This is a genomic window from Deltaproteobacteria bacterium (assembly GCA_005879535.1).
GTDB lineage: Bacteria > Myxococcota > Myxococcia > Myxococcales > 40CM-4-68-19 > 40CM-4-68-19.
This window is the reverse complement of the sequence record VBKI01000091.1, coordinates 116,996-136,680: the sequence shown is the minus strand read 5'-3', so window position 1 is coordinate 136,680 and position 19,685 is coordinate 116,996. Positions and strand designations below refer to the sequence as shown.

20 protein-coding genes and 1 pseudogene are annotated in these 19,685 nt (G+C 68.4%); 5 read left to right on the top strand and 16 right to left on the bottom strand.

All coding sequences use genetic code 11. The annotated features are described in order from the left end of the window. Positions 1 to 41 precede the first annotated feature (41 nt). The 6 genes and pseudogenes from E6J58_22005 to E6J58_21980 all read right to left on the bottom strand — a co-directional run bounded on the left by E6J58_22005 (position 42) and on the right by E6J58_21980 (position 6,406). Positions 42 to 1,049 (bottom strand): annotated as a pseudogene (locus tag E6J58_22005) (YvcK family protein). Positions 1,050 to 1,163: 114 nt separating this feature from the next. Further along, on the bottom strand, positions 1,164 to 1,796 hold the full coding sequence (locus E6J58_22000) for a response regulator transcription factor (protein TMB33091.1): 633 nt from the start codon (positions 1,794 to 1,796) through the stop codon (positions 1,164 to 1,166). Next, on the bottom strand, positions 1,796 to 2,773 hold the full coding sequence (locus E6J58_21995; protein TMB33090.1) for a hypothetical protein: 978 nt from the start codon (positions 2,771 to 2,773) through the stop codon (positions 1,796 to 1,798). The genes E6J58_22000 and E6J58_21995 overlap by 1 nt, the downstream gene beginning before the upstream one ends. A gap of 194 nt (positions 2,774 to 2,967) precedes the next feature. Beyond that, a complete protein-coding gene (gene sdhB, locus E6J58_21990) occupies positions 2,968 to 3,747 on the bottom strand; it encodes a succinate dehydrogenase iron-sulfur subunit (protein ID TMB33089.1) in 780 nt (259 codons plus the stop codon). A 6-nt stretch (positions 3,748 to 3,753) separates the two neighbouring features. After that, positions 3,754 to 5,631 carry a succinate dehydrogenase flavoprotein subunit gene (gene sdhA / locus E6J58_21985; protein TMB33088.1) on the bottom strand — a complete coding sequence of 626 codons (1,878 nt, stop codon included), beginning with the start codon at positions 5,629 to 5,631 and terminating at the stop codon, positions 3,754 to 3,756. Between the two features lie 130 nt (positions 5,632 to 5,761). Further along, entirely contained in the window at positions 5,762 to 6,406 is a 645-nt protein-coding gene (locus E6J58_21980; GenBank protein TMB33087.1) for a hypothetical protein, read from the bottom strand. An 81-nt stretch (positions 6,407 to 6,487) separates the two neighbouring features. Between E6J58_21980 and E6J58_21975 the strand changes: the two genes are divergently transcribed. Continuing rightward, a complete protein-coding gene (locus tag E6J58_21975; GenBank protein TMB33086.1) occupies positions 6,488 to 6,673 on the top strand; it encodes a hypothetical protein in 186 nt (61 codons plus the stop codon). Position 6,674: 1 nt separating this feature from the next. Here the strand turns inward: E6J58_21975 and E6J58_21970 are convergent, their stop codons facing one another. Next, positions 6,675 to 7,349 carry a hypothetical protein gene (locus E6J58_21970; GenBank protein ID TMB33085.1) on the bottom strand — a complete coding sequence of 225 codons (675 nt, stop codon included), beginning with the start codon at positions 7,347 to 7,349 and terminating at the stop codon, positions 6,675 to 6,677. Between the two features lie 9 nt (positions 7,350 to 7,358). Further along, complete coding sequence (gene mdh, locus E6J58_21965) at positions 7,359 to 8,300, bottom strand: malate dehydrogenase (protein ID TMB33084.1); 942 nt, start codon at positions 8,298 to 8,300, stop codon at positions 7,359 to 7,361. Positions 8,301 to 8,317: 17 nt separating this feature from the next. Between mdh and E6J58_21960 the strand changes: the two genes are divergently transcribed. Then, positions 8,318 to 8,602: a long-chain fatty acid--CoA ligase gene (locus E6J58_21960; GenBank protein ID TMB33083.1), complete on the top strand. Its 285-nt coding sequence runs from the start codon at positions 8,318 to 8,320 to the stop codon at positions 8,600 to 8,602. 2 nt (positions 8,603 to 8,604) lie between these two features. On the opposite strand, the gene icd is transcribed toward E6J58_21960, so the two are convergent. Beyond that, positions 8,605 to 9,933 carry an isocitrate dehydrogenase (NADP(+)) gene (gene icd, locus E6J58_21955; GenBank protein TMB33082.1) on the bottom strand — a complete coding sequence of 443 codons (1,329 nt, stop codon included), beginning with the start codon at positions 9,931 to 9,933 and terminating at the stop codon, positions 8,605 to 8,607. Positions 9,934 to 10,113: 180 nt separating this feature from the next. Here icd and E6J58_21950 point away from each other — a divergent pair, with 180 nt between their 5' ends. Further along, entirely contained in the window at positions 10,114 to 10,452 is a 339-nt protein-coding gene (locus E6J58_21950; GenBank protein TMB33081.1) for a hypothetical protein, read from the top strand. Between the two features lie 166 nt (positions 10,453 to 10,618). Beyond that, on the top strand, positions 10,619 to 12,028 hold the full coding sequence (gene pyk, locus E6J58_21945) for a pyruvate kinase (GenBank protein TMB33080.1): 1,410 nt from the start codon (positions 10,619 to 10,621) through the stop codon (positions 12,026 to 12,028). On the opposite strand, the gene E6J58_21940 is transcribed toward pyk, so the two are convergent. From E6J58_21940 to coaD, 4 genes are read right to left on the bottom strand one after another with little or no spacing between them, the layout of a single operon-like run. Beyond that, positions 12,016 to 13,854 carry a hypothetical protein gene (locus E6J58_21940; protein TMB33079.1) on the bottom strand — a complete coding sequence of 613 codons (1,839 nt, stop codon included), beginning with the start codon at positions 13,852 to 13,854 and terminating at the stop codon, positions 12,016 to 12,018. The genes pyk and E6J58_21940 overlap by 13 nt on opposite strands. Further along, positions 13,851 to 14,156: a helix-hairpin-helix domain-containing protein gene (locus tag E6J58_21935; GenBank protein ID TMB33078.1), complete on the bottom strand. Its 306-nt coding sequence runs from the start codon at positions 14,154 to 14,156 to the stop codon at positions 13,851 to 13,853. The genes E6J58_21940 and E6J58_21935 overlap by 4 nt, the downstream gene beginning before the upstream one ends. A gap of 18 nt (positions 14,157 to 14,174) precedes the next feature. Next, a complete protein-coding gene (locus E6J58_21930) occupies positions 14,175 to 15,326 on the bottom strand; it encodes a pyridoxal phosphate-dependent aminotransferase (GenBank protein ID TMB33106.1) in 1,152 nt (383 codons plus the stop codon). Positions 15,327 to 15,364: 38 nt separating this feature from the next. Continuing rightward, positions 15,365 to 15,847: a pantetheine-phosphate adenylyltransferase gene (gene coaD, locus E6J58_21925; GenBank protein TMB33077.1), complete on the bottom strand. Its 483-nt coding sequence runs from the start codon at positions 15,845 to 15,847 to the stop codon at positions 15,365 to 15,367. A gap of 102 nt (positions 15,848 to 15,949) precedes the next feature. Between coaD and E6J58_21920 the strand changes: the two genes are divergently transcribed. Then, positions 15,950 to 17,101, top strand: a complete 1,152-nt coding sequence (locus tag E6J58_21920; protein TMB33076.1) for a hypothetical protein — start codon at positions 15,950 to 15,952, stop codon at positions 17,099 to 17,101. Here the strand turns inward: E6J58_21920 and rsmD are convergent. The 3 genes from rsmD to E6J58_21905 all read right to left on the bottom strand — a co-directional run bounded on the left by rsmD (position 17,090) and on the right by E6J58_21905 (position 19,670). After that, complete coding sequence (rsmD, locus tag E6J58_21915; protein ID TMB33075.1) at positions 17,090 to 17,734, bottom strand: 16S rRNA (guanine(966)-N(2))-methyltransferase RsmD; 645 nt, start codon at positions 17,732 to 17,734, stop codon at positions 17,090 to 17,092. The two genes, E6J58_21920 and rsmD, sit on opposite strands and share 12 nt — an antisense overlap. Continuing rightward, positions 17,632 to 18,618 (bottom strand): hypothetical protein, encoded by a 987-nt coding sequence (locus tag E6J58_21910; GenBank protein ID TMB33074.1) that lies wholly within the window; start codon positions 18,616 to 18,618, stop codon positions 17,632 to 17,634. The genes rsmD and E6J58_21910 overlap by 103 nt, the downstream gene beginning before the upstream one ends. 71 nt (positions 18,619 to 18,689) lie before the next feature. Beyond that, positions 18,690 to 19,670 carry a cation transporter gene (locus E6J58_21905; protein ID TMB33073.1) on the bottom strand — a complete coding sequence of 327 codons (981 nt, stop codon included), beginning with the start codon at positions 19,668 to 19,670 and terminating at the stop codon, positions 18,690 to 18,692. Between the last annotated feature and the right edge of the window lie 15 nt (positions 19,671 to 19,685).

Genomic DNA, 19,685 nt, shown 5'->3' with positions numbered 1-19,685 from the left:
CCTCCTGTCTGCGATCGATCTCTGAACCGGATGATGTCGTGGAGCGCTTTGCCCAGCTTGCGGGGGTCGTGTCGGGCCCGGGTCGGGTCCGCGGCCGCCGCGAGCAGGTCCGCCTCGAAGACGGCCAGACCGAGAGCGGCGAGCGCGTCGCGGTCGTACTCGACTGCCCGAGCCCCGTCGGCGGCATAGGACGACACCAGCCGTGCGGGAAGCGGACGCGCGTGCACCAGCGCCGCGTCGACGACGGGCCCGACGTGCTGCTGGAGAGCACGCACGTGGTCGGCGGCGTCGTAGCCGTCGGTTTCACCAGGCTGCGTGAAGAGATTGACCACCAGCACCCGCAGTCCGCGGCAGGCTGCGAACGCCGCGCGCATTCCCTCGCCCAGGAGGCTGGCGATGACGCTCGTGTACAGGCTGCCAGGGCCGAACACCACGAGGTCGGCGTTGGCGATGGCGTCCAGCGCCTCGGCCGATGCCGCCACGGGCCGTCGCAACCGCAGGCGGTCCACGCGCCCGCGGGCGGCAGCGATGGCAGTCTCGCCGCGCACCACACGACCGCCCGCGAGCTCCGCGATCAGATCGACGCGCCGCCGCGTTGCCGGGAGGACGCGTCCCTGCGCTCCGAGCAGCCGCGTCGCTTCCTGGACTGCCGAGGCGAAACTGCCCAACCGCTGCGCGAGAGCGGCAAGGACCAGGTTCCCGACGGTATGGCCTCCGATCCCGCCGACTCCAGGGAACCGGTGCTGGAAGATCCTCGCGAGTGGATTTGCGCCGGGCGTGAGCGCCACGAGGCAGTTGCGGATGTCGCCAGGGCTCGGAAGGCGATAGAGACGGCGCAGCTCGCCCGAGCTTCCGCCGTCGTCGCAGGTCGTCACGATGGCGGAAACCTCGGGCGGTACGTGAAAAGCACGCGAGCGGATCAGCCCGCCGAGGACCGCGGGGAGCCCGGTTCCTCCACCGACGGCCGCGATCCGCAGCGGCCGGCGAATCGGAAGCGGCTGCGCTGAACGCGCGCCTGACTTCCCGAGCACCTGGTCCTCTCGCCCCATTCTGCACGTGGATCTCCGTACCGCGACGAAGGTCTTCAACCGGGTGAACCGTCGAGTTCGGTTGAGTGAAACGATGGCGGCCCCGTCGGGTAAACCACCGATGAGATGCGCGCTCTAGGGCTGCACGAGGCCGCGTCGGATGGCGTAGCGGACCAGCCCGGCGGTCTCGTGGATGTCGAGCTTGCGCATCAGCCGCGCCCGGTGCGACTCGGCGGTCTTGGTGCTGATGCCGAGCAAGCGCGCCACGTCCTTGGTGGACTTTCCTTCGCCGACCATCTGCAGGACCTGGCGCTCGCGCGGAGTCAGCGGATCCGCCTCGGGCTCCGTCTTCGCCACGTACGCTTCCATCACGGCGCGGGAGATGTTGGGGCTCAGGTAGACGCCGCCGCGACCGACCTGCTGGATGGCGGCGACCAGATCGGTGGCCGCCTGGTTCTTCAACACGTATCCCTTGACGCCGGCGCGAAGCGCCTCCGTGACGTACTGGGGTTCGTCGTGTCGGGTGAGGAGGACGATCTTGATGCCCTCCTCGTTCTTCTTCAGCTCGCGCGCGGCGTCCAAGCCGTTCAAAAGGGGCATGCTGATGTCGAGGACGGCGATGTCCGGATGGACGACGGCGGCAAGCCGGACCGCTTCCTGGCCGTCAGAGGCCTCCGCCGACACCTGGAAGCCCTCCTTCTCCAGCAGGGCGCGCAGGCCGTTGCGGACCACGGCGTGGTCGTCGGCAAGAAGGAGACGAATCGACATCACTTCTCCGCAGGGATCTCGATACGCAGCTCCGTTCCCCAGCCGGTTTCAGATCGGATCTGCAGCGTTCCCCCGACGGCGTTCAGACGCTCGCGGATCCCGATCAGGCCGAGACCGCCGCGCTCCTTTCGCGAAAGAAGGGTGACGACGTCGAAGCCGGCGCCGTCGTCGCGGATCCCGCAGTGGAGCGCGCCCTTCGCATCGCGCGCGAGCTGGATCCTCACGTTGCTGGCGCGCGCGTGGCGGACGACGTTGGTCAACGCCTCCTGGACGATCCGGTAGAGCGCCGTCTCTACGTTCGGCGACGGCCTCCCCTTGAGGCAGGTGTCCACCTCGACGATGACGCCGCTGCGGCGCGAGATGCCTTCGGCGAGAACCTGTAGCGCGGGAATCAGCCCGAGGTCGTCGAGAATGATGGGCCGGAGCTCGTGCGAGAGCCGCCGCAGCTCCGTCTCGGCCTTGTCGAGGATTTCGCCGAGCTCCCGCAGCCGGCCCTGCAGCGACGGGCTCGCATCCCGGCCCACGCCGGCGATCGCGAGTCGGGCAGCGTCGAGGAGCTGCCCCGCTTCGTTGTGCACCGAATGGGCGATCCGCTGGATCTCCCGCTCCATCGTCTCGTTCAGGCTGCGCAGGGCGCAGACCGCTTCGCTGAATCCGCGGTGCGCCATCTCGTAGGGCGAAAGGCTCTCGATGAAGAACTTTCCCGCCCGGCGGACCTCCTCCTCGATGCGCGAGGATTTGGAGATCCGCTTCAGCGCGCGGGCCAGGACCTCGTGGTGGATCGTGGCGAGCTCGAGCAATCCGATGCCGCGGGCGATGCCTTGACGGCCGATCTCGTAGGCACGCTGAAGCGCGTCCTCGTCGGCATGGTCCGGAGTCGCCTCCATCGCGTCTGCGTACAGAGGTCCCAGGTCGCGAACCGCAGGCAAACCGGTAGCGGTCGTGGACAGGCTGCCGGACGTGAGGACTTCGCCCATGGGTTGTCCTTCTCGGACGGACCCCCGGAACGGCTCAGTACCGTTCGGACGGTATTTTACGAACGCTCCAATCGGTCAGGAACCCCCTACCGTCCGGGGATGTAGGCAAGATCGCGGATACCGCAAGCGAGCGCACGCGAGCAGTGCGAGGCGCCGGGCGGCGATGCGGCGAAGTGCGAGCCGAAGGACGAAAGCTACCCCGCCGGTCCAGCGCCGCCCTTGCGCTCGTCGCGGAAGAACCAGTCCTTCAGCGCCTGCCTGGTGGTCTCGCGCGCCATGTCCGCGATGGACGACGTGAGCGGGATCCCTTTCGGGCAGGCGTCGACGCAGTTCGCCGCCTTGCCGCAATCGGTAACTCCGCCCTCCCCCATCAGTCCGTGGAGGCGCTCGCTCGCATTCATCGCTCCGGTGGGATGCGAGTTGAAGAGGCGGACTTGCGAGATTGCGGCGGCGCCCACGAACGCAGTCCCCGGGGCGACTTGCGGACAGACCTCCAGACAGCAACCGCAGGTCATGCAAGTCGAGAGGACATAGCGCAGCTCGGACACTTCAGGAGATTGCTTCGGCCCGGGACCCAGATCGTAGGTGCCGTCGATCGGCACCCAGGCCTTCACCCGCTTCAGGGCGTCGAACATCTTCTGCCGGTCGACGGTGAGATCGCGGAGCAATGGGAACTTCTTCATCGGCTGCAGCGTGATCGGCTGGGTGAGATGATCGATCAGCGCCGAGCACGCCTGGCGGACCTTTCCGTTGATCACCATCGTGCAGGAGCCGCACACCTCTTCGAGACAAGCCGCGTCCCATGCGGGCGGCGTGGTCGTCCTTCCTTCCGCCGTCACCGGATTGCGCTGGATCTGCATCAGCACGGAGATGACGTTCGCGTTCGGGCGCTGCTCGACGTGGAACTCCTCCCAGTGCGACGGGCGATCCGGCCCGTCGCTGCGCTCGATCCTCACGATGACCTTGTCGGGCATGTCGTCCTAATCATAGTGCCGGGGCTCGGGCGCGAGAATGGGGTTTCTCAGGCTCTGCAGCTCCTGGAATTCCACCTTCGGCCCGTCGGCCGACCAGGTTCCCATGCTGTTCCTGAGCCAACGATCGTTGCGCGCCTTCCAGGCAGCCATGAACTCGGGATCGTCGCCGGGCTTCGCGGTCTTCGGTCGGGGGAGGACGAACTCCGGCTTGTAGTGGCTGCCCCGGCTCTCGTCGCGCAGGCGGGAAGCCTTGAGGATGAGGTGCGCGATCTCCAGCATGTTCCAGAGCTGGTTCACGTAGGCGGCGCTCTGGTTCACGGTGCGCCCCGTGTCGAGCACGTTGCACCGCTTCCAGCGATCCTTGAGCGTCTGGATCTCGTTCAGCGCGCCGTCGATCTGCGCGTTGGCCTTCACTACCGTGGCGCTCTTGATCATCAATTCGCCCATCTGCAGGCCGATCACGTATGGGTTCTCCGCCCCGCTCATCCCGTAGATGGCCGCGAACCGCTCGTCCCACCGCTTCTTGCCCGAAGCGAGCAGCGAGGCTGGCACGTCGCCCTTCGTCTTCAAGTTGTTGCGCGCGTAGCTGATCATCGCCGGCCCCGCGATCATCCCCGCGTAGATGCAGGAGAGCAGCGAGTTGGCGCCGAGGCGATTCGCGCCATGGTACGCGTAGTCGCATTCGCCGGCGGCGTAGAGCCCCGGAATGTTCGTCGTCTGCTGGCGCGGGCTGCCTTGCACCAGATCGTTGTTGGCGTCGGCCTCGTAGTCGCACCACAGCCCGCCCATCGAGTAATGGACGGCGGGGAAGATCTTCATCGGCTCGTGCCGCGGGTCGACTCCCTGGAACTTCTCGTAGATCTCCATGATGCCGCCGAGCTTGCGATCGAGGATGGCGGCGGGAATGTGCGAGACGTCGAGGTAGACGGCGTCCTGGCCCTCGACGCCCATTCCCATGTCCTTCACCACCGCGAAGATCTCGCGGGAGGCGACGTCGCGCGGAACCAGGTTTCCGTACCGGGGATATTTCTCCTCGAGGAAATGCCAGCGCTCGTTCTCGGGAACGTCCTTTCCCCGGCGCTTGTCGCCTTTCTGCTTGGGCACCCAGACGCGCCCGCCTTCCCCACGGGCCGACTCGGACATCAACCGGTGCTTGTCCTCTCCCGGGATCGCGGTCGGGTGCACCTGCACGAACTCGGCGTTGGCATAGATGGCGCCGTCCATGTATGAGCGGCCGTTGGCGCTGCCGGTGTTGATCGTGCTGTTGGTGCTGCGGCCGTACACGATGCCGGGTCCGCCGGTGGCAAGGCAGACGGCGTCGGCGGGGAAGGCCTCGATCTCCATCGTCCGCAGGTTGAGCGCCGCGATGCCCCGGCACGCGCCCTGCTCGTCCTTGAGGAATGAGAGGTACTCCCAGTACTCGTACTTGCGCACCAGGCCCTCGCTCTCGTAGCGGCGGACCTGCTCGTCGAGGGCGTAGAGCAGCTGCTGGCCGGTGGAGGCGCCGGCGAAGGCGGTCCGGTGGTGCAGCGTGCCGCCGAACCGGCGGAAGTCGAGGAGCCCTTCGTTGGTGCGATTGAAGGGAACCCCCATGCGGTCGAGCAGGTAGATGATCTGCGGGGCGGCGTAGCACATCCCCTTCACCGGCGGCTGCTCGGCGAGGAAGTCGCCGCCCTTGAGCGTGTCCTTGACGTGGATGTCGGGGTGGTCGCCTTCCCCTTTGGTGTTCACGGCGCCGTTGATTCCGCCCTGCGCGCAAACGGAATGACTTCGCTTCACCGGCACGATCGAGAACACGTCGACGTGTTTGCCTGCCTCGGCGAGCTTGATGACCGTCATGAGCCCCGCCAGGCCGCCACCGACGACGATGTAGCGCTCCGCCATTGATCTGCGCCTCCCGGGCCGGGCGACGACATAGCGCACGGGGGCGCGACCTGCAATGCAGCGGCTAGCCCCGGCGCGGGTCGCGCCGGCTGTGCCGTAGCGCCGCGGTGCTCCGCGCGCTGCCTTGGGACTATCGCTGAGTGGCCCTTTTGCGCTGGTAGTGGCGGCGCTGCTTGGCGCGGTTGCCGCACTCCTTCATGGTGCAGAAGCGGCGGCTGTGGTTCTTCGTCGTGTCGAGAAAGAGCCACGCGCAGCGGCCGACGAGACGCTCCTCGCAGACGCCGACCAGCCCGCGGGAGACCTCGTGCTCGAGCAGCTCCGCCGCGTCGAGCGCCACCGGCCTGAGGAACGCGAGCAGGTCGCCGTCGTCCTCGAGCGCCGCCTCGAATTTGCCGGGCGCGGTGGCGCGGAACCGACGATGGACCAGCGCATCGGCGATCCAGGCGTTGACCGTTTCCAGCGCGGCGCCCGGAGTCGGGCGCACGTCCACCGCGGCGAGCACGACGTCGTGCAAGGCTTCGCGCCGTCGAATCGCCTCCCGGTGCGCGTTGGCGGCGCGCGCCGGTTCGTGTTCCGCCGTCGCGTAAAGTCGGGCGGCTTCGCGCGCATCGATCACGCCGACCTGCTCCGCCCAATACACGATGTCGGCGAAGCCCTCGAGCCGGTTGCGGGGATTGGCCGAGTCGCGCATCCCGCTGACGGTATTGACGAAATCGAGCGAGACGGTGCCGCCGTCGAGGTCGAATCGATGTCCTTCTTCCCGTGCGCCGGCCATTTCCTACCTAACTTTCAAGATGGACTTGACAGGTTAGTAGCCCAGGCGTAGATAACAGTCAAGTATAACTTAGGAGGTTATATGTTCCGCCTGCGCCTGCACCCCACGTCCTCCGGTTTCGTCGCCGGACTCGCCGTCATCGCTCTCTGGGCGCTCCTCTGGGTGTGGTTCATCGCCCAGCTCGTCCAGGCTCCCCACACTGCCGCGTCGCGGACGTTCGCTCCCGTCCTGACGGCGGCAGCGGACGGCGCGAACGCAGCGTTGTGAATCAGCTCCACGCGCCGGCCTCGAGCGCCGCCTCTCCGGCGCCCAACGCGCCGATCAGCACGACCTCGAGGCCGGGCACGTCGAGCAGCTCGACGTCAAGCGGCGCGAACTTGCGACCGCCGAACTTCTCGCGCAGCCGTTGCGGCAAGGGAGCGACGTCGGGCTGCCGGCGGCCGAGCTTCGCAGGCGCCTCGGGATTGAACGCCGCGGCGATGTAGCTGCCGCGGCCAAGAATGCCGAGGGCGCGCTGCACGTCGCCCGGCTCCGCCGGATCGACGAGCCGGTAGAGAAGGTGAGAGTGGCTGCCGTGCCGGAGCATCGCGTAGACGCCCTCTCCCGCCGCCCTCGCTGCCGGCTGCACGCGCCTTCCCCGCGTCTTCGTCTCGTACTCGAAGCGGCGCAGATCGCCGAGGAGTGCCGCGGCGCTCCCTTCCACCCGCTCGATCTCCGCCCAGAATCGCTGCCTTCGCGAAGAGTCCGGCATGCGCTTGCGGCCGACGAGCAGGCGCCTGTAGAGCCGTCTTCCCTCCGGGCGGAGCACGACGTAGAGGCGCTGCACTTCGCGCGGGCGAAGCGGCGCGCTCTCGATCTGGAACGGAAGACCGCCCTCGGGGCGGACGCGCGGCGTGTAGAGGAAATGGAGGTCGCCGCGCTCGAGAACCTCTGCCTGGGCCACACCCCAATCTTAAGCAGCGACCTGCGGCTTGATCTCGTCGACGGTCTTCTTCACCGACTGGAAGGACCGCTCGAACATCGCCTTCTCTTCGCCGCTGAGCTCGATCTGGTGGATCTTCTCGATCCCTCTCTCGCCGATGGTGACCGGCACGCCCATGTAATAGCCGTGGACGCCGTACTCGCCTTCGAGCAGCGCCGCGCAGGGAAGCACCCGCTTCTTGTCGCGAAGGTAGCTCTCCGCCATGGCGATGGCGCTCGTCGCCGGCGCGTAGAACGCCGATCCGGTCTTGAGCAGCGCGACGATCTCGCCTCCACCCTTGCGCGTCCGATCGACGATCGCCTCGAGCCTCTGCCTGGGGATCAGCTTTTCCAGCGGGATCCCCGACACCGAGCAGAAGCGCGTCAGCGGGACCATGTCGTCGCCGTGCCCTCCGAGAACCACCGCGTGCACGTCCTCGATCGCGACGTTCAGCTCTTCGGCGACGAAGAGGCGGAACCGCGAGCTGTCCAGCACCCCGGCCATGCCCACCACCCGCTCTTTGGGGAAGCCGGTGATCTGCTTCATCGCGTACACCATGGCGTCGAGCGGGTTGGAGATCACGATCACGAAAGCGTTCGCGCACTTCTCCTTCACGTTGGTGGCCACGTCGCGCATGATCTTGATGTTGATCCCGAGGAGGTCCTCGCGGCTCATGCCCGGCTTGCGCGGCACCCCCGCGGTGACGATCACCACGTCGGCGCCCGCCACTTCGTCGTACTTGTTGGTGCCGACGATCCGGACGTCGTATCCGTCCACCGCGCGCGACTGCATGATGTCCAGCGCCTTGCCCTGGGGGACGCCTTCCACCACGTCGAACAGCACGACGTCGCCGAGCTCCTTCTGGGCCGCGAGAAGTGCGAGGTTGCCGCCGATCTGACCTGCGCCGATGAGGGCGATCTTCCTGCGCGCCATGATGGTTCTCCGCAACCTTGGGGGCGCGCGCTACCTACTCCACCTGCGCGGGCGCCGCAACTGCTGCAGGCATCACCGTCCGCGCTTTCTTCGAGACGGCCCGGCGGCATCCGCGGCGCCTCAACTGGAAGCACGGGCGCGCGAGTGGAGATGGAGCGAGGCCGCGCGCGACGTCCGCCGCGCGGCGCGCGCTGATCGCGCTCGGAGTGCAGCGCGGCGACGCTGTCGCGATCGCGGGACCCAACCGGCCGGAATGCATGATGGCGGATCTCGGGGCCCAAGGGACTCTTCAAGCCCCGTGAATTCAGAAGTGACGAGTAATCGCCTCGCCGAATTCCGAGCATTTCACTTCCTGGACGTTTTTCTCCCCCTCCTGGACCATCAGCCGGGCGAAGTCGTACGTGACCGTCTTCGCAGCGATGGCGCCGTCCATCCCGCGGACGATCAACTCCGCGGCCTCGTTCCAGCCGAGGTGCCGCAGCATCATCTCTCCGGAGAGGATCACCGAGCCGGGGTTCACCTTGTCCTGGTTGGCGTACTTCGGCGCCGTCCCGTGCGTCGCCTCGAACACCGCATGTCCGGTGACGTAGTTGATGTTGCCGCCCGGGGCGATGCCGATGCCGCCCACCTGCGCCGCGAGCGCGTCGCTCAGGTAGTCGCCGTTCAGGTTCGGCGTGGCGATCACGTCGAAGTCCTCCGGCCGGGTGAGGACCTGCTGCAGCGTGATGTCGGCGATCGCATCCTTGACCACGACGCCGCTGGGCAATTTGCACCAGGGCCCGCCGTCGATCTCTTTCGCGCCGAACATCTCCTTCGCGACGCGGTAGCCCCAGTCGCGGAAGGCGCCCTCCGTGAACTTCATGATGTTGCCCTTGTGCACCAGCGTGACGCTCTTGCGCTTGTTCTGTACCGCGTAGCTGATCGCGCTGTGCACCAGCCGCTCGGTGCCGAGGTAGCTGATGGGCTTGAGACCGACGCCCACTTCCACCGGCGTCTCGCGCTTCGGCGCGCCGATCCCTTCCAGCTGCTTCTGCCAGGCCGCGCCGGCGTCCCGGGTGCCGAAGCGGATTTTTTTGAACTCCTTGGGAAACTCCCTGGCCCAGAAATCGAGGACCTTCTGGCTCTCCGGCGTGCCCGCGGCGTACTCGATGCCGGCGTAGATGTCCTCCGTGTTCTCGCGGAAGATCACCATGTCGATCTTGTCCGGCCGCTTGACCGGGCTGGGGACGCCTTTGAACCAGCGCACCGGGCGCAGGCAGACGAAGAGGTCGAGCATCTGCCGCAGCGCGACGTTGAGGGAGCGGATCCCACCTCCCACGGGGGTCGTGAGGGGACCCTTGATTCCGACCAGATACTTGCGGAACGCTTCGACGGTCTCGTCCGGAAGCCAGTTGTCGAACAGGTTCTTGCTCTTCTCGCCGGCGTAGACCTCCATCCAGGCGATCCGGCGCCGGCCGCCGTATGCCTTCTCGACCGCTGCATCGAGGACGCGCTGCGACGCACGCCAGATGTCCGGACCCGTTCCATCTCCTTCGATGAACGGCAGGATCGGCTGATCCGGGACGCTGAGGCGGCCGCCCGAAATAGTGATGGCCTTGCCGTTCTTCGGGACCTGCGGCGCTGGGCTGGGCATGTCTCGGCTCCTGTCCGGGGGGCGCGGAACATAGCGCCAGCCCAGCCGCGCGTACAGGGCCGTTTCTGCGGTGGAAAGGAGCCTGGAACGTCGGTTCAGCGACAACCCCGGAGAAATACGCACTCCCCCCTTCCCGACCGCGAAGCCGTGACTATTGTGGCCCGGTCGGGAGGCTGTGCCATGCAGCTCGAATTCCAGTGCCAGAAATGCGAGGAGTCCTTCTCGATGGACGTCTCCGACATCCAGGGCGACCCCGTGCTTCGCTGCCCCGGGTGCGGGACGCGGGCGCCGGACGAGCAGGTCGAGGCGATCGTCAGCGGCTTGGAAGAGCTGTTCGCGGCGCTGGCGCCGCTGCGCAGGAAGTTCACCGCCAGCGTCGAGGTGAACAGCGAGGACATGCCGCCGCCGTACGACGAGGCGCCAGCGGTTTCCCGGAAGGCCGCGCTCCTCGACGAAGAGGACAGCGAGGACGAGGAAGGCGACGAGGACGAAGAAGAGGAAGTCGCCGAACTGGAGTAGCGCTTCTCATCACCGGTACAGTCTCCGAAGTAGTCGCTAAGCCGCCTTCGGCGGCCGCGACTAAGCCGCACCTTCGGCGGCCGCGACTAACCCGCGCCTTCGGCGCGGCAGCGGCTATTCCTTTCTTGCAGGGCCCGGTGTTGCGCCCTACGCTCCCGGCCAACGCATGCGCAAGGCCAAGATCATCTGCACCATGGGGCCGGCCTCCCGTGAAGAGCCGGTGCTGGGCAGGCTGGTCGAGGCGGGAATGGACGTCGCGCGGCTGAACTTCTCGCACGGCACGCACGACGATCACCTGCGCGCGATCGGCAATGTGCGCCGGGCGGCGGAAACCGCCGGGCGGCCGGTGGCGCTCCTGCTCGACCTCCAGGGGCCGAAGATCCGCGTGGGCAAGATCGACGGTGGCAAGGCGCAGCTCCAGCCCGGGGCGGAGGTGGTCATCACCGTCGAGCCCGGGGTGCTGGGAAACGCACAGCGGTTCTCGTGCTCCTACGAAGGCCTGCCCGAGGACGTATCCATCGGCGACACCGTCCTCATCAACGACGGCGCCATCCGGCTCGAGGTGATCGCCGTCGAGGGAAAAGAAGTGCGCTGCCGGGTGAATGTCGGAGGCACCCTCTCCGACAACAAGGGGATCAACCTTCCCGGTACGCCGGTCTCGATCCCGGCGCTGACCCCGAAGGACATCGAGGACCTCAAGTTCGGACTGCAGCACGAGGTCGACTACGTCGCGCTCAGCTTCGTCCGCAATGCCGACGACATCCGGCTGATCAAGCGATACGCGCCGACCACGCCCGTGATCGCGAAACTGGAAAAGCCCCAGGCGGTGGACCGGGTCGACGAGATCGCGCAGCTCGCCGAAGGCGTGATGATCGCCCGCGGCGACCTGGGTGTGGAGATGCCGCTCGAGCGGGTGCCGCTGATCCAGAAGACGGCCATCGAGCGCACCAACCATTACGGCAAGATCGCCATCGTGGCCACGCAGATGCTGGAGAGCATGATCGTCTCGCCCCAGCCAACCCGCGCCGAGGTGAGCGACGTCGCGAACGCGGTGCTCGACGGGGCGGACTCGGTGATGCTCTCGGCGGAGACGGCCACCGGCGCGCATCCGGTCGAAGCGGTGAAGACGATGGCGGCCATCATCGAGGAAGTAGAGCGCAGCGCCCGGTACCAGTCGCTGCCCGACCCGACTCTCGATCGCGGCGAGAGCACCTTTGCCACCGCGGTCGCCCGCGCCTGCGCGGCCGCGGCCCAGCAGCTCGGCATCGGCACCATCTGCGTCTATACCCGTACCGGAGAGACCGCGCGGCAGATCGCGGAGTACCGGCCGCAAGCGCGGATCGTGGCGTTCACCGCGAGCGACGTCGCGTACCGGAGGATGGCGCTCTACTGGGGCGTCACGGCGCGCCGCGTGCGCAAGCCGTTCGAGACCACCGACGAGATGATCAGCAACGTCGCCCAGACGCTGGTCGGAGCCGGGGAGGCGATGCGGGGCGAGGCCATCGTCATCGCCAGCGCCGTGCCGCCCAACCGTCCGACGTTCGGCGCCTCGATGATGCAAATTCACCGTCTCTGAAGCGCCTGCAGCTCCTCGCGCGCGAACTCCGACTGATCGCACTCGTCGGCAACCGCGATCGCGAGCTCCTTTCGCGCCAGCGCGGGTTCGGTCGGCGCGTGCAGCCGTCCGAGGTAGTAGTTCGCCTCGCAGCGTTCGTCGTCGTCGCTGGCCGCGGCGATCACCTCGTCGTCTTTGGCCTTGCCCAGGAACGCGCGCAAGAGCGGAGCGGGCCACTCGTCAGGGGGTACCGACGCGGCGAACTGCCGCAACGAAGCGTCCGCCGCGGAGCGGTCCGACTGGCGCTCGATCAGATACAACTCCAACCGCGCGACCGGATCGCGCGAACGCCGCAGCATCCCTGCCGCACGCGCGCCCTGGTTGGTCTTCTGCAGCGCGCGGGCGCCCGCGATCAGGCCCACGGTCCCGGCCCGGGGAATCGCCGTCTTCAGCTGATCCTTCAGCTGGCGCTCGAATCGTTCGCGGTCGAACGGATTGCGGTCTTGCGGCCCCTGCGGAAAATCGATCGACGGCGGCGACGGCGGCACGGGCGGGACCGGAACCGAGGGGTGAGTGCGTCCCGCGCGGTCTTCTCTGCGCGGCGAGCGGCTGACGCGAAGTCCCGAAGCCACCGCCGCGGCGATGGCCAGCGCCGCGGCGGCGACCATCAGCGACGTCGATCGGCGCCTCCTTGGCCGCGCCGGGAGCGTCACCGGGGCGCCCGGCTCCAGCGCATCGAGCGCACGGGCGAGCGCGGCGCCGTTCTCGAACCGTCGGGCCGGATCCTTCTGAAGCGATCGCGTCACCACCGCGGCGAGCCCCGGTGGGACCGCGGCCGGCAACGGCGGGGGTTGTGTGTTCAGCGTCGCGTGCCCGGCCTCGATCAGCGAGCTCCCGGGAAAGGCGCGCTTGCCCGAGAGCAGCTCGTAGACGACCGCCCCGGCCGCGAAGACGTCACTCGGCGGACCGGCCTTCTCACCGCGAGCCTGCTCGGGGGACAGATAACCGGGCGTCCCGAAGATGGCGCCGGTCACGGTCAGACCTGGACCCTCCTCGTCGTTCGCCGATAGACGAGCCAGGCCGAAATCGAGGATCTTCAGCCGGCCGTCGTCGGTGAGGAAGAGATTCTCTGGCTTGAGGTCGCGGTGCACGATGCCGCGCGCGTGCGCCGCAGCGAGGCCACGGGCCAGTTGGAGCGCGACCCCCTGCACTTGGGAGGGAGGGAGCCGGGGACCATCGATCACGGTCCGCAAGGTGTGCCCTTCCAGCAGCTCGGTGACCAGGAACGGCACTCCGTCCTGCTCTCCCAGATCGTAGACCGCCAGCACGTTGGGGTGCTCGAGGGCGCCAGCGGTCCGCGCTTCCTGCTCGAAGCGCCGCACCCGGGCGGGATCGTGCGCTGCGGTCACCACCTTCACCGCCACGCGGCGGCCCAGCTTTTCGTCGCGCGCCACGAGCACGCGGCCCATGCCGCCCTTCCCCAGCTCGCGCTCGAGGTGGTAGCGGCCGGCGAGCACCGCCCCTGCTTCCAGAAGGCGCGGCAGGATCGGCGGCTGCGGCGTGGGCAACGTGGGTTTCTGCGGCGTTGCGGGCGTCGGCGCGCGATCCACCGGACTCTGGGTGCGGACGAATCCGCGCCGTGTCAGATCGTAGAACCAGGAGACGACGCCGGTGGCGATGAAACCCGCCGCGGCGAGCCAGATCAGCGCCCGCACCGTCCATCCGGGCAGCTCGAGATTGTGAACGACGATGTCCGCGAGCTGCAGGGCGCCAGCGGCAGCCACGGCATAGGCAGCCAGCGCCCCGAGGACGCCGCGCCGCCGCAGCTCGCCGAAGACCGCCGTCACTTCACCTGGTGCGCGATGACCTTGTCCTTGATCTTCGCGTATGTCGCCTTGGGAATGATCTTCTTCTCGACCAGTTCGTCCTTGGCCTTGTACGGGCGGCCCTCGATGATCTTCTTCGAGTAGGCGTCCCCGATTCCCGGAAGCGCCCTGAGCTCGTCCTCGCTGGCGGTGTTGAGGTCGACCTTCTGGGCTTTCTTCGCCGAAGCTTTCTGGTCAGCGGGTTGCGATTTGGCGAAGGCGATGGAGGGCGCGGCGAAGGCCAGCGCGACCGCGATGGCGAGGGCGCGAAGCAGCTTGATCATGGTGCTCTCCTTTCGGGTCTATTCGAGGGCCGCCGCGCAGCGTGCGACCCGATCCATGGCCTTGCGAATGTCGGCTTCCGAGGTGGCGAAGGAGAGCCGCAAGAACCCTTCGCGGCCGAAAGCGCTCCCCGACACGGTCGCGACGCCGAACTCCTCGAGGAGCAGTTCCGCCAGGCGCTGGGTGGTGGCGACCGGTTCCCCCCGATACCTGCGGGCGAGCAGCCCTGAGAAGTTCGCGAACACGTAATAGGCGCCGTCGGGGGCATGCGCGTCGACGCCGCGCACCTGTCGGAGCAGCTCGACCATCAGGTGTCGCCGCTTCTCGAATTGCACCCTCATCGTCTCGACCGGTTCCTGGGGACCGCGCAACGCCGCCACGGCGGCGTGCTGGGAAAGCGAGCTCGGGTTCGAGGTGCTCGCATCCTGCACCTTGTTCATCCCCGAGATGATCTCCGCGGGGCCGCAGGCCCAGCCCAGCCGGAGCCCGGTCATCGCATATGCCTTGGAGCAGCCGTTGACGAGCACGGTGCGGTCTTTCAGCTGCGGCGCGACCTGCAGGACGTTGGTCGCCTTCATCCCGCCGTACACCAGCTTGTCGTAGATGTCGTCGGAGAGGACGACCACCTTGGGAAACTTCTCCAGCACGCGCGCGATCCCCCGCATCACGTCGGCGTTCCAGACGCCGCCGGTCGGGTTCGAGGGGCTGGAGAACATGAAGACCCGCGTGCGCGGCGTGAGGAGGCGCTCGAGGTCTTCGGACCTCGGGGCCCACCCGTCCTCCTGGCGAAGCATGAGCTCGACCGGTTTCGCGCCGGCGAGCCGCACCATCTCCGGATAGCTGACCCAGTACGGGTTCGGGATCACCGCCTCGTCGCCCTCGTCGAGGAGCGCCATGCAGGCGTTGTAGAGCGCTTGCTTTGCCCCGGAGGTGGCGACGATCTGCGCTGCCGGCCAGCGCACGCCGACCGCCCGGTTGGTCCAGTCGGAGATCGCCTCGCGCAGCTCGAGAATGCCGTTGGAAGCGGTGTACTTGGTGTAGCCCTTCCGCAGCGCCTCGGACACCGCCTGCTCCACGTGCGGAAAGACCGGGAAGTCCGGCTCGCCCACGGAGAGAGAGACGATGTCCCGGCCTTCGCGCCGGAGCTGGATGGCACGCGCCGTCATGGCCATGGTGGCGGAGGGCTTCACCGCTTCGAGACGCCTGCTCGTCACTTGAACCTCTTCTTGAGAACAGCCAGGACGTTGGGGGGAACGAGGCCGGTCACGTCGCCTCCCAGCCGGGCCACGTCCCGGACGAAACGGCTGGAGATGTAGAAGTAGTCCTCGCCGGTCATCATGAAGAGCGTCTCGATCCCCGGATCGAGCTTGCGGTTCATGTTGGCCATCTGGAACTCGTACTCGAAGTCGCTCACCGCGCGCAGGCCGCGCAGCACGGTGTTGACGCCCTGTTCCTCCGCGAATTTCACCAGGAGCCCGGAGAACGTCTTCACCTGCACCCGCTGGTCGCCGTCCACGGCCCCGCGGAGGAGCTCCACGCGCTCGTCGACGCTGAAGAGCGCGTCCTTGGCGGGATTCTTGAGCACGGCGACGATCAGCCCGTCGAACATCTTCAACCCGCGCTGGATGATGCTGAGGTGCCCGTTGGTCGGCGGGTCGAAGGAGCCCGGGTACAGGGCGATCCGCGTGGACATCGGGCTGGCATCCTGCGGGAGAGCGCGCGCGAGGTCAATCGATCTGTTGAGGAGGCGACGCAAACGTGCGCAGCGCCCGACCCGTGACCAGTTTGCCCGCGGATGCGCAACGCAGCTCTGGCGACGGCAGCGATCTTGACGTTCGGATGTGCGCAGGGGGTCCCCGGGCAACCGCCCGTGGATGCCCAGGCGACAACTCCACAGCAGCCGGATGCCGGACCGGGGGACGGGGGCGTCGCGGCGGGACCGTGTGACCCGTCGATCGCGGCGTCCGAAGGTGTCGCAATCGTCGATACCGGCGCTTGTCCCGGCGTCATTCCCGCTGCGTCGACGTGTGCGGCCGAGATCACGATCTGCTCCGGGCTCGGGTCCGGCGACACCGGCAACGCCGTCGTCGGCGCGACCAGCGACGGGCGCGGGTCCGTCGTCCTGTCGTGCCGTCGCAACGACGTCGGCCCGCCGCAGCTGAACTTCCTCTTCGTGGCCATCCGGAACGGATTCGTCTCCAAGGCCAGCCTCGGCGTCGATGTGCGGCCGCTGCGCGACGGCTTCATCGCCTCCGAGGGTTCGTACCTGCTCCCTCCGCCCACGTATGATTTCCTCGCGCACGACGGCGGTTTCCGCGCAGCGCAGAGCGGCGGCGCGCTCTACGCCGGGCCCGACAGCGCGGTGATCGTCCGGGCCGGCGACGGCCAGCTGATCGCGCAGTCCTTCGCCGCGGACGGCACCTCGAGGATGACGACCGCGATCGGGGCCTTCACCGGATCCGCTGGCAGCCTGATGTTGAGCGGCGCGACGAGCTCCACGGGCGCCACGCTCGTCGTCTGGCAGATCCAGGGGGAGGCCAATGCGACCGCGCGATGGCTGGCGGCGGACGGCTCTGCCTCGAGCGCTCCGTTCTCCATCGCGGGGTGGAGCTCCAGCGCCCCGCAGACGGCCGCGCTCGCCGGCGGAGCGATCGCCATCGCCGCGGAACCGCAGAGCGGCGTCGCCACGCGGAGCTGGCGAGGCATCGTGGTGGCCGGCGACACGGTCGAGCGCGCTGCGCCGGGCTGGCTCGCGTCGCGAGGCGACTTCTTCCTTCTGCCCGAAGGCCGGGCGATGGCGTTCGGCACGGAGATCCTCGCCGCGGAGGGATCCTCCTGCGGCACCGTGAATCTCGGCGCTCCGCTCGTCGGCATTGGAGTGGACGGAACCGCCTTCACGGCCCGGAGCCAGCGCACGTTCCGGATTCACCCGCAGCTATTCCGCTGACAGGATCAGCGCGCGCGTATCGCCGTACCGCCGCTCGTCGACGAGCCGCAGGCCGGCCGGAGCCGCCGGAACAGGCTCACGGCGATCCATCTCCACGACGACCCTGGCGGCCGGCGAGAGCAGGCCGTTGGAGCTGAGGCCATCGAGCGTCGTCTGCGCGGCGCGAAGCGCATAGGGCGGATCGGAGAAGACCAGATCGAATCGCTCGCCGCGCAGCTGCTGCAGCGCCTCCGGCAGCTCCGCGCGAAGCAGGCGGCAGCGTTCGCCGTACCGGAGCGACTCGACGTTGTGGAAAATGGCGGCGCAGGCGCGCGCGTCGTTCTCGACGAGGGTGGCGCGCGCTGCGCCCCGCGAGATCGCCTCAAGAGCGAGCGCGCCGGTGCCCGCGTAGAGATCGAGCACCACCAGGCCGTCCACGCGCTGTCCGAGCGCATCGAAGAGACTCTGCCGAACGCGGTCCGCTGTCGGCCGCGTGCTCCTTCCCGGCACGGCGCGGAGCGGCCGCCCGCGCGCCTCGCCGCCGACGATCCTCAATCCTCGCCTTCGTGCAGCGCCGCGATGGCGGCGATCAGCCGCGCCGACGTGCGCTGGGCGGAGGCCTTGCGGAACAGATCCAGGGCTTCGAAGCAGCAGAGAGCTTCCAGCCTGCCCTGCACGTCAGCCGGCAAGTCGCGAAGCACGCGCTGGTGCCGCGCCGCCGACTGCTCCGGCGTTGCGCCGCTCTCGTCCGACCAGGACTGGAGCGCGTCCCACGTCTCCGCAGGGACCGCGCGTCGAAGCGCGCGCAGGAACGGGCCCGATGCCACCAGCTGCCGCAGGCCCTTGCGCGATTCGAGTGCCGCCGCCTCGATGGCCGTGGATAGCGCGATGTCACCGAGCTCCGCGGAGAGCTCCTCGGACTGATCCTCGAGCCCGCTGATCCTGACCGCGCTCGGGGGCGCTCCCCGCGACCTGAGCTGCCGCGCCAGCTCGGCGGCCGCGCGGGCTCCTCCGAGCGGTACGATCTCCAGGCCGAGCTCCATCTGGCAGACGGCGCTTGCGGCGAGCGCCGCGTCCCGCACGTGCTTCTGCGTATCCGCCGCCGCCAGCGAGACTCCCGTGAATCCAGCTTCCACTTCCCGCTGCACGCGTTCGGCGTCGGGGATGCCGCTGCCGGCGCGCGGTGGATCCTTGAGGAGCACGAGCGGGCCATGAAAGCGCATGTCGGCGGCGGTGCGGAAGGCCGCCTCCGTGAAGGCGGCGTCGTCGCGCGCTTCCTGCGGTCCCTTCTCCTCCGCCGCGCCCGAGGGGCGGACGAGAAGCAGCGGCGCTTCCGCATCGCGCGCGGCCCGCACGAATCCCGCAATCGCCGCCGGCGCGGGCGCCGCCAGGGCGACCAGGAGAAGGTCCTCACGGGCGGCAGCGGCGAGCAGGTCGCGGACGCTGAGCACCAGGAGCTCGCGGGCGCCAGGCCGCGCGATGGCCTTCGCCGGCCGCCTCGACCAGACCCGCTGCAGCGCGCCGGAACCGGAACGCATTTCGAACCCCCGTTGGCGATAAATCACGCTCGAAACGTAGGCGCAAAGCCGCACCGTCGGTGCGGCAGCGCCTAATGCACCACCTCTTCATGGCGGTACTGCTCGCTCTCGAACTGGATCGTGGTGTGCTCGATCGCGAACCGGTCGCGCAACACCGCCTTTGCTTCGGTGAGGATCTCGTCGTGGCTGCGGCAGCCTGGTCCGTCGCAGGTCACCACGATGTGGCAGGACAGCGCCACAAGCCCGCTGGTGATGGTCCAGACGTGGAGGTCGTGCACCGCCGCCACGCCCGGCACGTTGGCAATGGCCGAGGAGACGTCGACGACCGGGATGTGGCCTGGCGCGCCCTCCAGGAGGACGTCGACCGCTTCGCGGCAGAGCCGGATGGCGCTCCAGACGATGGTCCCAGCGATGAGGAAGCTGACGATGGGGTCCGCCGCGAGCCGCCCGGTCCAGGCGATCAGCACCGCCGAGACGAGCACGCCGACGGAATTGAGCAGATCTCCGGCGAGGTGCAGAAAGGTGGAGCGCAGGTTCATGCTGCTGTGCGCTCCGGCGCTGGTGATCCACATGCCGACCGCGTTGAGGGCGATCCCGAGGCAGGCGAGCAGCACCATGGTGCTCACGTGGACCGGCTCCGGATGCATGAGCCGGCGGTAGCCCTCGACGGCGATCGCCGCGGCGATGGCGAACAGAGCGCCGCCGTTGACCAGCGCAGCCAGGATTTCGAGACGGTAGTACCCGTAGGTCCGCTTCGCGTCCGCCGGTCGGGTGGCGACGCGGAGCGCGAAGAGCGAGAGCCCGATCGCGGCGGCGTCCGCCAGCATGTGTCCCGCATCCGACAGCAGGGCGAGGCTGTTCGATACCCACCCGCCCGCCGCTTCTGCCACCGTGGCGACGATCGCCACCACGAGCGCGAGCACCAGCCGCCGCTGCTCGCCGACGCGCTCCGGACCGTGGGGATGCGCGCGGTCGTTTGCGTGAAGATGATCGTGCATCCCCGCCGATATTAAGACGCGTTGCCGGATCGGGCCAGCGTGCGGCAGGTACATGCGCTACCATTCCGG

Coding starts and splice junctions, on each gene's coding strand:
- icd (TMB33082.1), bottom strand. CDS start 9,933: ATGCCCAGCCCAGCGCCGCAGGTCCCGAAGAACGGCAAGGCCATCACT.
- E6J58_21930 (TMB33106.1), bottom strand. CDS start 15,326: ATGGCCATGACGGCGCGTGCCATCCAGCTCCGGCGCGAAGGCCGGGAC.
- sdhB (TMB33089.1), bottom strand. CDS start 3,747: ATGCCCGACAAGGTCATCGTGAGGATCGAGCGCAGCGACGGGCCGGAT.
- E6J58_22000 (TMB33091.1), bottom strand. CDS start 1,796: ATGTCGATTCGTCTCCTTCTTGCCGACGACCACGCCGTGGTCCGCAAC.
- pyk (TMB33080.1), top strand. CDS start 10,619: ATGCGCAAGGCCAAGATCATCTGCACCATGGGGCCGGCCTCCCGTGAA.
- E6J58_21995 (TMB33090.1), bottom strand. CDS start 2,773: ATGGGCGAAGTCCTCACGTCCGGCAGCCTGTCCACGACCGCTACCGGT.
- mdh (TMB33084.1), bottom strand. CDS start 8,300: ATGGCGCGCAGGAAGATCGCCCTCATCGGCGCAGGTCAGATCGGCGGC.
- E6J58_21950 (TMB33081.1), top strand. CDS start 10,114: ATGCAGCTCGAATTCCAGTGCCAGAAATGCGAGGAGTCCTTCTCGATG.
- coaD (TMB33077.1), bottom strand. CDS start 15,847: ATGTCCACGCGGATCGCCCTGTACCCGGGCTCCTTCGACCCGCCGACC.
- E6J58_21920 (TMB33076.1), top strand. CDS start 15,950: ATGCGCAACGCAGCTCTGGCGACGGCAGCGATCTTGACGTTCGGATGT.
- E6J58_21910 (TMB33074.1), bottom strand. CDS start 18,618: ATGCGTTCCGGTTCCGGCGCGCTGCAGCGGGTCTGGTCGAGGCGGCCG.
- E6J58_21975 (TMB33086.1), top strand. CDS start 6,488: ATGTTCCGCCTGCGCCTGCACCCCACGTCCTCCGGTTTCGTCGCCGGA.
- sdhA (TMB33088.1), bottom strand. CDS start 5,631: ATGGCGGAGCGCTACATCGTCGTCGGTGGCGGCCTGGCGGGGCTCATG.
- E6J58_21980 (TMB33087.1), bottom strand. CDS start 6,406: ATGGCCGGCGCACGGGAAGAAGGACATCGATTCGACCTCGACGGCGGC.
- E6J58_21905 (TMB33073.1), bottom strand. CDS start 19,670: ATGTACCTGCCGCACGCTGGCCCGATCCGGCAACGCGTCTTAATATCG.
- E6J58_21935 (TMB33078.1), bottom strand. CDS start 14,156: ATGATCAAGCTGCTTCGCGCCCTCGCCATCGCGGTCGCGCTGGCCTTC.